The sequence below is a fragment of the Luteimonas sp. 8-5 genome (genome assembly GCF_029763755.1).
GTDB lineage: Bacteria > Pseudomonadota > Gammaproteobacteria > Xanthomonadales > Xanthomonadaceae > Cognatiluteimonas.
Genome location: NZ_JARUVM010000043.1, coordinates 1 through 13,955 on the forward strand (window position 1 = coordinate 1; position 13,955 = coordinate 13,955).

Sequence of the window (13,955 nt, forward strand, 5' to 3'; positions counted from 1 at the left end):
AGAGCTCCACCGCGCCGCTGCGCCTGTACCGGGTGGTCGCTGCCGACGAGGCCGCGCAGCCGTTCCATCCCAGCGACGCGGGCGGGCGCTGGAGCCCGTCCGGCACGCCCTGCGTCTACGCCTCGCTGTCGCCCGCCGGCGCCTTGCTCGAATACCTGGCGCACCTGGACGGCAAGCCGCCCGAAGGCCTGCTGCTGGCCGTGGCCGAGGCGCCGGCAGGCGCGACGCTGTCGGAGACCAACGAGCCCTCGACGTGGCGCGAACTCCCTTACCGGGCCGAGGTGCAGCAGGTGGGGGCCGAATGGCTGGCATCGGGCCGATCGCTGGCCTTGCGGGTGCCCAGCGCGATCAGCGACGGCGAATGCAACGTGCTGCTCAATCCGGCCCATGCCGGCTACGCCGCCGTGCAACTGCGCGAACTGCGGCCGATGCGCATCGATCCGCGCCTGTGCTGAGGTGAAGACGGTGCTCAGGCAGGTGAAGGTTATGTTCCGTTCAGCGTTCCGGCGCGGCACGCGGCAGCAACGACCCGCGCCAGTCGGCCGCCGGGCCGCGCCGGCTAGCGCACGCGCTGCGGAAGCGGGTTAAAAGAACGTTGGCTTAACGCCTGCGTTCGATTTTTCGTTCAGGCAGGAAACGCCAACTTGTCGGCGCGGCGAAGACCGCACCCACAAGACAACGGAGAATACCGATGAAGCGTCATTTCCTTTCCCTGGGCCTCGCCACCCTTTCCCTGGTCGCCGCGCCGATCGCATTCGCGCAGGACGCGCCGCCGACCCAGGACCCGACCACCACCGCGGCCGAGCCGGAAGAGTCGGGCAAGGTCACCTGGTCGCAGCTCGACACCGATGGCGATGGTTCGCTGAGCAAGACCGAGGCCGGTGCGGTCGATTCCCTGGCCCGCGACTTCGACACAGCCGACACCGACAAGAACGGCTCGCTGACGGCCGACGAGTACAAGGCCCACCTGGCCAACCAGCAGACCACCCCGACGACGCCGTAAGGCGCTTCGAAATATCGTCCCTGTCAGGACTTAGACTGGGCGGATGCCAGAACACCGCATCCGCCTGGTCGGCTTCGATGCCGACGACACGCTTTGGCGCAGCGAGGACTACTACCGCGCCGCGCAAGCCGAATTCGAACGGATCATCGCCGGCTACGTCGATCTGGACGACGTTCACGATCGCCTCTATGCGGTGGAAAGCCGCAACCTGGCCGTCTTCGGCTACGGCGCAAAGGGCATGACCCTGTCGATGCTGGAGGCCGCGATCGCGATCACCGAGGCGGCGATCAGCGCCGGGGACCTGCAACGCATCCTGGAGATCGGAAAGTCGATCCTCCGGCATCCGGTCGAACTGCTGCCCGGCATCCGCGAAGCGGTGGCCGAGATCGCACGCGACCACGAGGTGGTCCTGATTACCAAGGGCGACCTGTTCCACCAGGAAGCCAAGGTTCGCGAGTCGGGCCTGGCCGACCTGTTCCCGCGCATCGAGATCGTCAGCGAGAAGGACCCGGCCACCTATGCACGGGTGCTGACCGAGTTCGATCTCGAACCCGGGCATTTCGCCATGATCGGCAATTCGCTGCGCTCGGACATCGTCCCGGTGCTGGAACTCGGCGGCTGGGGCGTCTACATGCCGTACCACGTGACCTGGGCCCACGAGGCCGAGGCGACGCTGCCGCCGGCCCTGGCCGGACGCATGGCCCAGGTCGACGCCCCGGTCGAACTGCCGGCCGCGGTACGTGCGCTGTGCCTGCCGCAGGCTGGCACAATCGCCGGTGACTGAAACCAGCCGGAGACGCGATGTCCAGGTCCGCACTGCTGTTTTCCATTGCATTGGCCACGGGCTTCGCGGCCGCCCCCGTCCACGCCAGCGACATCGACTGCTCGATGAGCTTCGACCTTTCGGGCTGGTCGGCGTTCTACAAGACCGCTTCGGGCAAGGGCGTGGTCACCTGCAACAACGGCCAGCGCCTAGCGGTGAAGATCACCGCGAAGGGTGGCGGCCTGACTTTCGGCAAGTCGACGATCCGCAACGGCAATGGCGAGTTCTCCGGAATAGGCGACATCCGCGAGGTCCTCGGGACCTACGTGGCGGCCGAAGCGCACGCCGGGGCAGTCAGGTCGGGCAAGGCGACGGCCATGACCAAGGGCGAGGTATCGCTGGCCCTGGCCGGGACCGGCAAGGGTTTCGACATCGGCATCGGCTTCGGGACGTTCGTGCTGGAGGCGCGCTGAACGCGCGCGTCGCTCTGTTCAGTCCTGGCCTGGACGGTCGCGGGTCACGGCCTGCAAAGGCTGGATGCTCGCCTGTACACCCGCTTCCACGGTACGCGCCGCCCAGTTCACGCCAGCGACATACGCGCCGAGCAAGATTGCGGCCACGATGGCCAGCCACGACAGGCGCCGGATGCGTGCTTCGGGGATGTCTGGTCGGGTGGCCATGGACATACCCTGCGCCCACGGCCGTCATGGCAATGTGCAGGAAAAACCACTGGAGGTCCCGATGAAAATCCGCGCCAGGAACATCATCCTCGCACTCGCTCTTTCCGGCACGATCGGCAGCGCATGCGCGCAGGATTTCGTGTTCGGATGGAATCCCCGCACCGGCGACGTCTGGGTCGACCAGACCCTGGGCGACATCAATGCCTATGGCGGCCGCTACCGCGAATCGTTCATCGACGAGCTCGTGCGCTACCACGGCGCCCCGCGCGACTACGTCACCACGCTGCTGGTGCAGGAGCGCTGGGCGCCGGGCGACGTGTACTACGCCTGCGCCATCGCCCAGATCGTCGGCCGCTCCTGCCGCTACGTCGCCGAGCAATGGGAGCGCGACCATGGGCAGGGCTGGGGCGCCCTGGCCCAGCGCATGGGCATCAAGCCGGGTTCGGACGAGTTCCATCGCCTGAAGAACGGGTTTGCGCCCGTGTACCAGCGCTGGTCGCGGCCGCTGCATGGCCACGACAACCCGGGGAAAGGCCACGACAAGGGGCACAAGCCCGGCAAGGGCAACAAGGGCAAGGCCAAGGGTCGCGACCGGGATTGACCGGTAAACTGGGCGGATGCCGGTTTCCGCCCAGCCATCCCTGCCGCCCAGGCCGGCCATGATCGAACCTGCGGCCTTGCGCCTGTCCGTCGCGCCGATGATGGACTGGACGGACACCTGGTGCCGCGTGTTCCATCGCCTGCTCGCGCCGCATGCGCGCCTGTACACCGAGATGGTGCACGCCAACGCGGTGATCCACGGCGACCGGACCAAGCTGCTGGCGATGGATCCGGTGGAGCATCCGGTGGCGCTGCAGCTGGGCGGCAGCGAACCGGAAGTACTGGCGCAGGCCGCGCGCATCGGTGCGGAAACGGGTTTCGACGAGATCAACCTCAATTGCGGTTGCCCGTCCGACCGCGTGCAGGCCGGTCGCTTCGGTGCCTGCCTGATGCGAGAGCCGGCGTTGGTCGCCGCCTCCGTCGCGGCGATGATCGATGCGGTCGGCGATCTGTCGCGCTCGGTACCGGTGACGGTGAAGTGCCGGCTTGGTGTCGACGACGATCACGACTACGGGCGATTCCTGGCCTTCGTCGACGAGGTCGCCGCCGCCGGCTGCACGATGTTCGTCGTGCATGCGCGCAACGCCTGGCTCAAGGGCCTGTCGCCGAAGGAGAACCGCGAAGTGCCGCCGCTGCGTTACGACTGGGCGTACCGGCTGAAGGCCGAGCGTCCGCAACTTCAGGTCGTGGTCAACGGCGGCATTGCGACGGCGGCCGAAGCGACGTCGCACCTGCACCACGCCGACGGCGCCATGATCGGCCGTGCGGCGTACCACGATCCCTACCTGCTGCACTGCCTCGATGTCGCCTGGTTCGGTGGGCGCCAGCGCAGCCGCGCCGAGTTGCTGCGCGCATTCCGGCCGCAGGTCGAGCAATGGCTGGCGCAGGGCGTGCCGCTCAAGCACGTGACCCGGCACCTGCTCGGGTTGTTCGGCGGCCAGCGCGGCGGCCGTGCGTTCCGCCAGGTGCTCAGCGAAGGCGCGCACAAGCCCGGGGCCGACTGGTCGCTGGTGGAGCGCGCGATCGCGGTGACGGAATCCTTCGCCTCAGCGGCTTGAGGACGATCCGCCGCTGGGCGGGGATTCCTTGACGTCGACGGTGTAGTCGACGGTGCAGGTCATCCTCCAGCTGCTGCCGTTGGGCGCGCCGAACACCCATTGCGTCGGCTTGCAGGCGCCGCAGCTGCCGAACCGGATGGACGCCTTCTCGTCGCCGTCGAGGGCATGGTTGAGGTTGGCCTGCTCGCGGGCCGCTGTGCAGGCTTCCTGCTCCTGGCCGGGACCCAGCTTGTCCTTCTTCAGAAGGGCATGGGAGTTGCCATCGGCGGTGCGCTGCACCGTGACGCGCCTGGGCTCGGGGGGAGCAGCAGGCGGCGGTGCGGCAGGCCTTGATACACTCTGTGGAGCCGCCTGTTGTGCAGCCGAGGTTGCGGCGGGAGCCACGCTGGTTGGCGATGGATTCCACGGGCCGCCTCCGTTCGGCCGGCGCTTGCCGCCGCCGCGCTGCGCCTGGAAGTAGCGCGCCTGCGCCTCGGCGGCGCGGGCGTTCCAGAACATCTGGGTGCTGGCGGCGTTGCGGATACCATCGATGGCACCGACGGCCCAGGCATTGGTCTCCGGAATCGAATCCGCGCCATCCCGGGCCCATCGTGCCTGCGATCGGGCCATTTCCCGGCGATACCAGGCGGCGTTTGCGCGTTCGGCAACCCGGGCGCGATCCTTCTGCTGCCTGGCCATCTGCGCCACGGTGTCGGTGACGAATGCCAGCCGCTCCCAGCGCCGCTCGGCCAGTTCGCGCCCGAGTTGGGCCAGTTCCGGCGCAATCTGCACTTGCCCGGACCGGGCCGGGTCAAGCAGGCGCGTATCCACCTTCCTGCCCGGCTCGTAGCGATCCCCCCAGGTCGCCAGCGCCCGGTGGGCGGTCGGATCGAAACGGGCGCTCAAGGTCGCCGAAGTGTCGAAGTTGTCCGCTGTATTGCCGCGCCCGTAGGTCCTGTAGTGGGTGAAAGAACGTCCCGGGCCGGGCAGGCTGCGCACGTCGAAGACCGAGAACTGCACGTGGGTCCGGAAGCGCTTGCCGCCGTCGCGGTACACGGTATCGCGGCTGATGCCGAGGATGGTGCGGCCGTCGCGCAGCAGGTACTCCGCGCCGGGCACGTTCTCGTACCAGCCGTAAGGCGTGTAGGGACGGATGTCGCGCCTTTGCAGCGGCTGCAACTTCTTTTCCAGCAAGGCCTTCATCCGGTCGAAGTTTCCCGGCCATGCCACGGCTTCGCGTACAGCGTTCCGATTCTTGTCGTCGATCACGCCGGAACGCCAGCGCTGCCAGAATTGCTGCTCGCGCTCGGTCCAGTATTCGCCGCAGTTCTTCGGCGGTGGCTGGGGTTGGTCCGAATAGTAGTAGCGGTCTTCGATCGACCCTGTTTTCAGCACGCTGAGCCGACAGGGCGTGGCCTCGAGTTTCGTCCGCAAGGCCAGCAACTGCTGGTCGAGGAAGGCGTTGATGGCCGCGTCCGCTTCCTGCTGCTTGCGCGGGCCCAGCGTTTCCCAGGTTGCGTCCCGGGCAAATACCGCCTGCGGGGCAAGCAGGGCAGCCACCAGGGCGATCGTGAAGAATCGTGCTTTCATCTCAATGGCCCTCCGCCGGGATGACCCACAGGCCGCCGCGTTCGTCGTCGAAACCGGCGCGCTGCATCAGCGCCCGCAGAAGCCGGTCGGTTTCGGTGGGCTGTCCGGTGCGCTCGCGTTCCTGCTGCATCCGCCATTGCTCGCACAGGGCGGACCTGGTCCGCAACGCAACGACGTGCAGCGTCTCGGGGGCACTCGCCTGTGCCAGCAGGCGCTTCGCTTCGTAGCCATAGGCCTGGTAGTCAGGCTTGTCGTCCGACAGGGTGCCGGGATACGAGAACGATTCGGTCAGCACCAGGCCAAGCACGCGCTCGGCGCCCGCAATGTCCCGGACAGTGCCGAAGCGGTAGTAGTGGATGTCCTCCAGGTCGACCTCGGCGTCCATCGGGGTCGCCCGCTGGCCCCGTGGCGAAAGACCCACGGCCTGGTAGCGATGGATCCGGTCGACCAGCAGTTCCAGGTCGAAGGGATCGATGACGGCGTGGCGGAAATGAATCGCCGTTGCGCTGCCACCCCACTTCTCGGCGATCTCCAGGTCGCCGGCCAGCGCTCCGGAATCCGTTGCATGCATGAAGGCGGTGGCGTAGTCGGGCGGGATGCGACCATCTGCCCACGGCCCGTTCAGTCGTTTCTGTACCGCGAACCGCTTGTCGAAATCAGGAGTGACGTCCTGGCGAAGGGTGAAGTAGTGGTTCAGGCCCATCCCGTAGTAGTCGTAGGCCAGGTAGAACATCGCGCGCATCATGCTTGGCTTGAGCGTGTGCGGCCATTCGTTGCCGGAATCGTATTCGCTCCAGATCGGCGCGGCGTCGGGTTTGGCATCGGCCTGGCACAGGCCGGCCGGGACCGGCAGCATCAGGCGCACGACCTGGCTGTTCCACTGGATGTCCAGGTAGGGGCTTTCGGCCTGCTGCTGCGCCGCCACTGGCGCCGTCAACGATATGCCCAGGCCCAGCAGGGCGGCCAGCCGCCAGCCACGATGCGCTCGTTCCATTCGCCCATCCCCGTGTGGTTCCGATCACGATCTTGGAAGCGCCGGGGCGGGCGGGTCCAGGGTTGCGGCGTGATTTGTGCTGACCCGTGGTGGGCGGTTGCTGAAAATTCCTGAAATCTGCTGAATCCGGCTGGGAGTCAGCGGGTTGCGAGCAGGGTTCGGGCTTCGGCGAGCAGTGGATACGAGGCGGGCACGGCGGCTTGTTGCAGCTCCGCGAGACAGGCGTTGGCGCGCTCCCGCCCCTGCTCGGCACGGCCGTCGGCGAGCGCCAGCCGCGCGCGCAGGCAACTGGCTCGGGCATGCCAGGGATGGGGGGCGGCGAAAGCGTCGGCCAACGCCGCTTCGGCCATGTCCAGCGCCTTGCCCGAGCGCGCGTTGTCGCCGGCGAGCCACCATGCGCGCGCCCATCGCAACTGGAAGTGCGCGGCCTTCGCCGGTCGACGGTACAACAGCCGGGCACCATTGCGAGCCGCTTCCTCCAGCAGGTCGGAGGCCGATTCGCGATTGCCCAGCCCGGCTTCGGCCAGGGCAAGCTCGGTGATGGTGTACAGCGTCCACAGGTGGTCGGTGCCGAGCGTCTGGCGATAGCGGGCCAGCACCGGGCGCAGCAGCGCCGCCGCGGGCTGCCATTCCGAGCGTGCCAGGTGCATCACGGCCAGGCTGTAGCGCGGCGACAGCGATTCGGGATGGTCGGCGCCAAGACTGGCGTCGAAGATCGATTGCGCGCGGGCGAGCGTCTCTTCCGCCTCCTGGTAGCGGCCGGCATCCACCAGGTAGTCGCCGTAGTCCGCATACGCCCAGGCGGTGAGCGGATGGGTGTCGCCATGCTGCTCGCGCCGGGCTTCGACCAGGGCGCGAAACGCGGTTTCCGCCTCCGCGTAGCGCGCCAGCTTGCGCAGACCCAGGCCCAGGAACCATTGCGCATCGGCCCAGATTGCGGGAGCGGCCTCGGCGGAACCGGCGGCGATCGGGCGGAGCATGGCCACCGATTCGGGATAGGCGCCGATTTCGAACTGCAGTTTCGCCTGCGCGACCCGGGCCTGCATCGCGTCGGCTTCGTCCAGGCGGTCGGCCGCGGCGGCAGCGCGTGCGCACACGGGTTCGCCCGCGCGGGTGTCTCCGGCCAGCCGCAGTTGCTGACACGAGGCGATGTCCAGCCGCGAAACCTCCTGCGACTGCGCGCCGTACGCAGACACTGCCAACATCCGTGCGCGCTGCAGGTGCGCGACCGCCTTTTCGTATTCGCCCCACCCGCTGAACGCATCGGCAACCCGTGCGTGCAATGCCGACGCGGTGGCCGGGTCGTCGGCGAAGCGTGCATCGATGCGGCTGGCGGCCCGTGCCACGGCGGCGCGCAGGCTGTCGCCATCGTCGCCGGATTCGTAGGGGTCGGCCGCCTGCAGCAGGTCTTCTGAAAGGAAGGCCTGCAGGGGGGAGGTCGGCGAAGGGACGAGCACCATCGGCGATGCATTGGCCATCCACCACCACACTGCGATTCCGGCCAGCAGGGCACCACCCACGAAGCCGACGCTCGCCGCCGGCAAGGCACCGTGGCCCTGCGTGGTCGGCGGCATCGCCGTTGCCCGCGAAGGAGGCGAATCGCGCTGCAGGTCGTCCAGGCCATCGCTGGCCGCATGCGCGTCCATCGCAGCTACTGGTGCCGCGAGCCGGTACCCGTAGCCGTGCACGACCTCGATCGCTTCGCCGTCTTCGCCCAGCGCCCGGCGCAAGCTGCCGACGGCCTTCGCCAGCGAATTCTCGTGTACGACCCGGCCCGGCCATCCGGACTCGAGCAGATCCCGCTTGGTGACGACTTCCCCCTGGGCGCGTGCCAGCACGAATAACACCGTGACCGCGCTACGGGGCAGGTCGCAGGGCTCGCCGGAAACACTGACCGTGCCCGAAGTTTCGTCCAGCTCCACGGCGCCGAAGCGCCAGGTGGACGTTGGAGTGCCAAGGTCGTGCCGCATCGGTGTAGGGTACAAGCTATTGCGACTGCCGCCCCCACATGCTCACCCGCGACTGCAAGGCTTTCCTCGACCACGCCCGCACCCTGGCACCGGACTTCGGCCCGGCGACCGCGCGCGCGGCCTTCCTGGTGGCACCGGAGGGCTTCGCGCTGGCCGAGCAGTCCGCGGCGGACAACCGCTACATGGCAGGAGCCGCGGCGTTCGATCCCGCGCGTGCGCTCGCCCAGCACCGCGCACTGCAGCGGGCGTTGTCGACGGAACTGCCGACGGTCTGCTTCCCCGGCGATCCGGACACGCCCGACGCGGTCTTCCCCAACAACGTGTTCGCCACCGGCAGGGTGGCGGGCGGCGGTCGTTACCTGGTCGGGCGCATGCGCCATGCGGTGCGCCAGCGCGAGGCCGCGCGGGCCGACATCCGCGGCTTCTTCGGCGGCGTGCTGGACTACGCGGAGATCGATCTGTCGACCCAGCCGCATCCCTGCGAACTGACCGGCTCCCTGGTGGTCGATCGCGCGCGGGGCATCGGCCTGTGCGGCCTGTCCGAACGCTGCGACGAGGAAGGTGCCCGGTTGATGCACGAGGCGCTGGGCCTGCGTGCGACGCTGATGTTCGACCTGGCGCCCGGCGAATACCACGCCAACGTCGTGCTGGCGGTGCTGGCCGGCCGTGCCGCCCTGGTCTGCCCGGGCGGCTTCGCCGACCCGGCGGCGGTCGAGGCCATCGCGGCGCTGTACGCGCCCCACGCCATCCTGCTGTCCGCGGCCGAGCATGCGGCGTTCGCCGGCAACGCCATCGCCCTGTCCGCCGGAACGGTCTGGATGAGCGCCAGGGCCGCGACAGCGCTCTCGCCCGGCACCCGCGACGCCCTGGCCCGTGCCGGCTTCGACCTGCGCCAGGCGCCCCTGGACGCGATCGAGGCGGCCGGCGGTTCGCTGCGTTGCTGCGTCGGCGAGGTGTTCTAGCGGCGCCGCGGCTGAACCCGGGCTGCGGCCGGGCGCCGGGTAGGGTAAAAGTTAAGGACGGATTCACTGCAGGGTTTCGACAATCAACATTCACCGCCTCCCCGAGGTCCTCCGATGCCGTTCCCGCTTCGCCTGTCGTCGCTGCTGCTGATTGCCCTGGTGGGCGCCAGCGGCGTGGCCATGGCCGGGCCGCAGCAGGAGGAGCGCAAGCGCCCCGAGCCGGTGATGCCCGAGCTGGGCGAGCAGACCCGCCCGCAGCGGCCCCTGCGGGTCACGGACCGGGACCGTGTCGACAACAACGACGAGCGCCGGCAGCGGCGCATGCGCCAGCAGGATGCGCTGTCGGACAGCGTGCGCCGCATCGAGCGCCGGACCCGCGGCCAGGTGCTGAGCGCCGAACGCGTGCCCTACGAGGGCCGCGACCTCAACCGGATCAAGGTCATCGACGAACACGGCAGGGTGCGCGTCTTCATGGACGACCCCGCGCAGCGCCCCCCTACACGCGGCGACGACGACTGAATAGGCGATACTAGCCTCCACAGCGCCGCTTTCCGGAGTCGATCCATGCGTATCCTCCTCGTCGAAGACGAAGCCCCGCTGCGGGAAACCCTCGCCGCACGCCTCAAGCGCGAAGGTTTTGCCGTGGACGCCGCCCAGGATGGTGAAGAAGGCCTGTACATGGGCCGCGAGGTGCCCTTCGACCTGGGCATCATCGACCTGGGCCTGCCCAAGATGTCCGGCATGGAGCTGATCAAGGCCCTGCGCGGCGAGGGCAAGCAGTTCCCGGTGCTGATCCTGACCGCGCGATCGAGCTGGCAGGACAAGGTCGAAGGCCTCAAGCAGGGCGCCGACGACTACCTGGTGAAACCCTTCCATGTCGAAGAGCTGCTGGCGCGCATCAACGCGCTGGTGCGGCGCGCCGCCGGCTGGAGCAAGCCGACGCTGGACTGCGGCCCGGTGGTCCTGGACCTGGCCGCGCAGACGGTCACCGTCGACGGCCGCAACGTCGACCTGACCAGCTACGAGTACAAGGTGCTCGAATACCTGATGATGCACGCCGGCGAGCTGGTCTCGAAGGCCGACCTCACCGAGCACATCTACCAGCAGGACTTCGACCGCGACTCCAACGTGCTCGAGGTCTTCATTGGCCGCCTGCGCAAGAAGCTCGATCCGGAAGGCACGCTCAAGCCGATCGAGACGGTGCGTGGCCGCGGTTACCGCTTCGCGATTCCGCGCAGCGGGGACTGAGCCCGGCCCAGGGTGCCCGCCAAGCGCGACCCCTTGTTCCGCTGGCGCCCGCGCTCGCTGCAATCGCGGCAGCTGTGGGCGGCCAGCATCGGCCTCGTGGCGTTCCTGGCGCTCGCCGGCTACGCCCTTGATCGCGCCTTCGTCGACGTCGCCAGCCAGGGCCAGCGCGAGCGCCTGAAATCCTTCGCGCTGTACTACGCGGGGCAGACCGACTTCGCCCGCGACGGCAGCCTGATCCCGCCCGACGTGCCGCCCGAAGGCCGGTTCGACCGGCCCGGCAGCGGCCTGTATGCGAGCATCAACCTGCCCGACGGCGCCTGGGCGTCGTTGTCCGCGCAGGGCCCGGTGCTGCCCGAGGGCGAGATCCTGCCCGGTAGCCAGGAGCGCTTCGAGGGGCCGCTGCCGATGACCCGCAGCGACGGCACGCCGGGCGAGGTCTACCGCTACAGCCTCGGCCTGGTCGACGCCACCCGCGGCGACGCGGCGGAGTTCCCGTACACGATCAACATCATGGAGGACGCAGGCACCCTGCCGCGTCAGGTGACCGTGTTCCGGCAGGCGTTGTGGGGCTACCTGGGCATCGCCGCGATCGTGCTGCTGTTCCTGCAGGCATTGATCCTGCGCTGGAGCCTGTTGCCGCTGCGTCGCGTCGAGGTCGAACTCAAGCGCGTGCAGCGCGGCCAGCTTGCACGCATGAGCGGCCACCATCCGCGCGAGCTCGAGCCGCTGACCGAAAGCATCAACGCGCTCGTCGAGAGCGAGCGCGAGAACCTGGAGCGGCAACGCAACACGCTGGCCGACCTCGCGCACAGCCTGAAGACGCCGCTGGCGGTGCTGCGCACGCGCCTGGACAGCGACGCCGACCCGGAAACCCTCCGCGAGGAAGTCGAAACCCAGGTGCGGCGCATGAACGACCTGGTCGGTTACCAGCTCACCCGCGCCGCTTCCGGCGGCCACAAACTGTTCGCCGCGCCGATCGCGATCGAGCCCCACGCCGAGCACATCGTGCGCGGCCTGGAGAAGATCTATGCGGCCAAGGGCGCGGTGTGCGAGTTCGACATCGATCCCGAGGCGCGCTTCCACGGCGAACCCGGCGACCTGCAGGAACTGCTGGGCAACCTGCTGGAGAACGCATTCAAGTGGGCGCGCTCGCGCGTGCTGCTGACGGTGCGCAACGGCGAATGCGTGCCCAACCGCAGGCCGGGCCTGGTGCTGTGCGTGGACGACGACGGTCCGGGCATTCCGCCGGAGAAGGTGGCGGTAGTGCTGCAGCGCGGCGTGCGCGGCGACGAGCGGGTGCAGGGGCACGGGATCGGGTTGTCGATCGTGCAGGACATCGTGCGCGACTACCGGGGCGACCTCGTGGTCTCCACCTCTCCCGAACTCGGCGGCGCCCGCTTCGAAGTCACGTTGCCCCCCGGCCTGTAGGAGCGGCGGCAGCCGCGAACCGCCCGCTTGCGTGCGGGGCGCCGAGGAATGGGTTTGCCCAAGCCGGGACACGGCGTGAACCCGTCCATGGGGCCTCGTCGTCGGCATCCATGCCTCCGACGGTCCCGTCTTGGGCAAACCCATTCCACGACGCTAAGCCAAGCAGGTGGGTCGATGCTTCGGAACGCTCCCGAAGCGGCGCTCACGACGCGGGTCGCTCCGGGCGTCGCGGGAAAGGTGGTGCGCTTTGGCGAAATCAAGGAGGAGGCCCGGCCGCAGGCCCGGCCGGGGGACATTCGCCAAAGCGGACCGCCTTTCCAGCGTAAGCACGCCAGGACATCGCGGCTGCCGCCGCTCCTACGGGGTGTAGAAGCGGGCGAGGTGGGCGGCGACCTTGGGCATCGCACGGCGCAGGGTGGCCGGGTCGCTGAAGTGGTACTCGGTGCAGACCGCGAAGAACTCCTCGGGTGCCTCCGCCGCGTACTCGTCGACCAGCGTGCGCCGGCCCGCATCCACGTCGCGCACCAGCGCATCGTAGGCCTGCTGGAAATCGCGCGCCCATTCGCGCTGCCACGCACGCGGCAGCGGCGGCGTGCCGTCGAGCACGCCGTCGAGCAGGTCGATCTTGTGCGCCATCTCGTGCACGACCACGCAATAGCCCGCATCCGGTTCGGCGATCTCGGCCTGGATGTCGGCCCACGACAGGATCAGCGGGCCGGCGTCCCAGGCTTCGCCGATCAGCTCGTCCTCCCATTCGTGCATCACGCCGGCGGCATCGACGTGGCTGCGGTCGACGCGGAAGGCATCCGGATACACCAGCAGCTGCGACCAGCCGTGCAGGCCTTCGGCGCCGAAGCGCAGCAGCGGCAGGCAACACAACGCAGCCAGTTGCACCTGTTCGCGCGCACCCAGTTCCAGGCCGCCCAGCGCGGTGATCGTCTTCTGCGTGAGGAAGCGCGCCGCCAGCGCCGCGAGCACGGCGTCGGCTTCCTGGCCGAGGCCGCGCAGCCACGGCAAACCGGCGCACGCGTCGCGCCAGAGCAAGGGGTCGATGGGGTCAGGATCGCGGCGCAGCCGCCGCAGCAATGCTTCGAGCACGTAACCGGCTAGCGGAACATGCCCGGCAGGAAGCTGTGCCAGCGCGGCGAGTGCGCGCTGCTGCCGCTGGCGTCGCCACCGCGCACGCCGATCACCGGCTTGATGCGGGTGCTGCCGGCGGGCTTGGTCGCCTGCGTCGCGGTCGCCGCTGCGTCCACGCCTGGCACGACGTCCTCGTCGAGCGCGGGATCGGCTTCCACGCATTCGCCGCCACCGCTGTTGGGGCCGTGCATGCGCACGTCGCGCGCTTCCGCGAATGCGCCGGCCGATGCCAGGAGCAGGCACAGCGACAGGAGTCGATAGCGGTGCAGGTTGCGCGGTGCGGTCATCACGGCAATCCTCTGGGGATGCACTGGCCGGAAGCGGCCAGTCACTATATCCCGGATGCGGCGGCGGCGCAGAAGGTTGCAATGCTGCGCCGCAGCAGACAACGGCGGGGGCATCCGTCAGACTGCGGATGCATGAACGAGCGTGAATTGCTGCAGCGCCTGCTGGACGGCCCGGCCAGCGGCGCCGCCCTGGCGCAGGCAGCGGGGCAGACCCGGGCGGCGATCTGGAAGCACGTGCGCGCGCTGCGCGCCG

At 69.1% G+C, this 13,955-nt stretch carries 16 protein-coding genes; 10 read left to right on the forward strand and 6 right to left on the reverse strand.

From position 1 onward, the window contains the following. From QAA18_RS06415 to QAA18_RS06430, 4 genes are all read left to right on the forward strand, one after another. On the forward strand, positions 1-455 hold a 455-nt coding region (locus QAA18_RS06415), incomplete at its 5' end, for an RES family NAD+ phosphorylase (RefSeq protein WP_279412001.1). A gap of 236 nt (positions 456-691) precedes the next feature. Next, positions 692-1,003, forward strand: coding sequence for an EF-hand domain-containing protein (locus tag QAA18_RS06420; RefSeq protein ID WP_279412002.1), 312 nt, complete (start codon positions 692-694; stop codon positions 1,001-1,003). 43 nt (positions 1,004-1,046) lie between these two features. Further along, the gene (locus tag QAA18_RS06425; protein WP_279412003.1) at positions 1,047-1,787 is read left to right on the forward strand and encodes an HAD family hydrolase; all 741 of its coding nucleotides are present in this window, start codon (positions 1,047-1,049) and stop codon (positions 1,785-1,787) included. Positions 1,788-1,804: 17 nt separating this feature from the next. Continuing rightward, a complete protein-coding gene (locus QAA18_RS06430; RefSeq protein ID WP_279412004.1) occupies positions 1,805-2,239 on the forward strand; it encodes a hypothetical protein in 435 nt (144 codons plus the stop codon). A gap of 18 nt (positions 2,240-2,257) precedes the next feature. Here the strand turns inward: QAA18_RS06430 and QAA18_RS06435 are convergent, their stop codons facing one another. Next, positions 2,258-2,446 carry a hypothetical protein gene (locus QAA18_RS06435; protein WP_279412005.1) on the reverse strand — a complete coding sequence of 63 codons (189 nt, stop codon included), beginning with the start codon at positions 2,444-2,446 and terminating at the stop codon, positions 2,258-2,260. A gap of 61 nt (positions 2,447-2,507) precedes the next feature. Between QAA18_RS06435 and QAA18_RS06440 the strand changes: the two genes are divergently transcribed. Together QAA18_RS06440 and dusA are read left to right on the forward strand one after the other, a co-directional pair. Further along, positions 2,508-3,047: a hypothetical protein gene (locus QAA18_RS06440; RefSeq protein WP_279412006.1), complete on the forward strand. Its 540-nt coding sequence runs from the start codon at positions 2,508-2,510 to the stop codon at positions 3,045-3,047. A gap of 58 nt (positions 3,048-3,105) precedes the next feature. Next, the gene (dusA, locus tag QAA18_RS06445) at positions 3,106-4,104 is read left to right on the forward strand and encodes a tRNA dihydrouridine(20/20a) synthase DusA (protein ID WP_279412018.1); all 999 of its coding nucleotides are present in this window, start codon (positions 3,106-3,108) and stop codon (positions 4,102-4,104) included. Here the strand turns inward: dusA and QAA18_RS06450 are convergent. From QAA18_RS06450 to QAA18_RS06460, 3 genes are all read right to left on the reverse strand, one after another. Beyond that, positions 4,093-5,673, reverse strand: a complete 1,581-nt coding sequence (locus QAA18_RS06450; protein ID WP_279412007.1) for a hypothetical protein — start codon at positions 5,671-5,673, stop codon at positions 4,093-4,095. The two genes, dusA and QAA18_RS06450, sit on opposite strands and share 12 nt — an antisense overlap. A 1-nt stretch (position 5,674) precedes the next feature. Further along, positions 5,675-6,667 (reverse strand): hypothetical protein, encoded by a 993-nt coding sequence (locus QAA18_RS06455; protein WP_279412008.1) that lies wholly within the window; start codon positions 6,665-6,667, stop codon positions 5,675-5,677. A gap of 137 nt (positions 6,668-6,804) precedes the next feature. Further along, positions 6,805-8,637, reverse strand: coding sequence for a tetratricopeptide repeat protein (locus tag QAA18_RS06460; RefSeq protein ID WP_279412009.1), 1,833 nt, complete (start codon positions 8,635-8,637; stop codon positions 6,805-6,807). Between the two features lie 38 nt (positions 8,638-8,675). On the opposite strand from QAA18_RS06460, the gene QAA18_RS06465 reads away from it, so the two are divergent. The 4 genes from QAA18_RS06465 to QAA18_RS06480 all read left to right on the forward strand — a co-directional run bounded on the left by QAA18_RS06465 (position 8,676) and on the right by QAA18_RS06480 (position 12,275). Beyond that, positions 8,676-9,599 (forward strand): arginine deiminase-related protein, encoded by a 924-nt coding sequence (locus QAA18_RS06465; RefSeq protein WP_279412011.1) that lies wholly within the window; start codon positions 8,676-8,678, stop codon positions 9,597-9,599. Between the two features lie 114 nt (positions 9,600-9,713). Then, positions 9,714-10,118: a hypothetical protein gene (locus QAA18_RS06470; RefSeq protein WP_279412013.1), complete on the forward strand. Its 405-nt coding sequence runs from the start codon at positions 9,714-9,716 to the stop codon at positions 10,116-10,118. Between the two features lie 45 nt (positions 10,119-10,163). Further along, positions 10,164-10,847 carry a response regulator transcription factor gene (locus QAA18_RS06475; RefSeq protein WP_279412015.1) on the forward strand — a complete coding sequence of 228 codons (684 nt, stop codon included), beginning with the start codon at positions 10,164-10,166 and terminating at the stop codon, positions 10,845-10,847. Between the two features lie 57 nt (positions 10,848-10,904). Beyond that, on the forward strand, positions 10,905-12,275 hold the full coding sequence (locus tag QAA18_RS06480; RefSeq protein WP_279412019.1) for an ATP-binding protein: 1,371 nt from the start codon (positions 10,905-10,907) through the stop codon (positions 12,273-12,275). 357 nt (positions 12,276-12,632) lie between these two features. On the opposite strand, the gene QAA18_RS06485 is transcribed toward QAA18_RS06480, so the two are convergent. Continuing rightward, on the reverse strand, positions 12,633-13,415 hold the full coding sequence (locus tag QAA18_RS06485) for a zinc-dependent peptidase (protein ID WP_279412021.1): 783 nt from the start codon (positions 13,413-13,415) through the stop codon (positions 12,633-12,635). After that, positions 13,382-13,702: a hypothetical protein gene (locus QAA18_RS06490; protein WP_279412016.1), complete on the reverse strand. Its 321-nt coding sequence runs from the start codon at positions 13,700-13,702 to the stop codon at positions 13,382-13,384. The genes QAA18_RS06485 and QAA18_RS06490 overlap by 34 nt, the downstream gene beginning before the upstream one ends. Positions 13,703-13,955 lie beyond the last annotated feature (253 nt).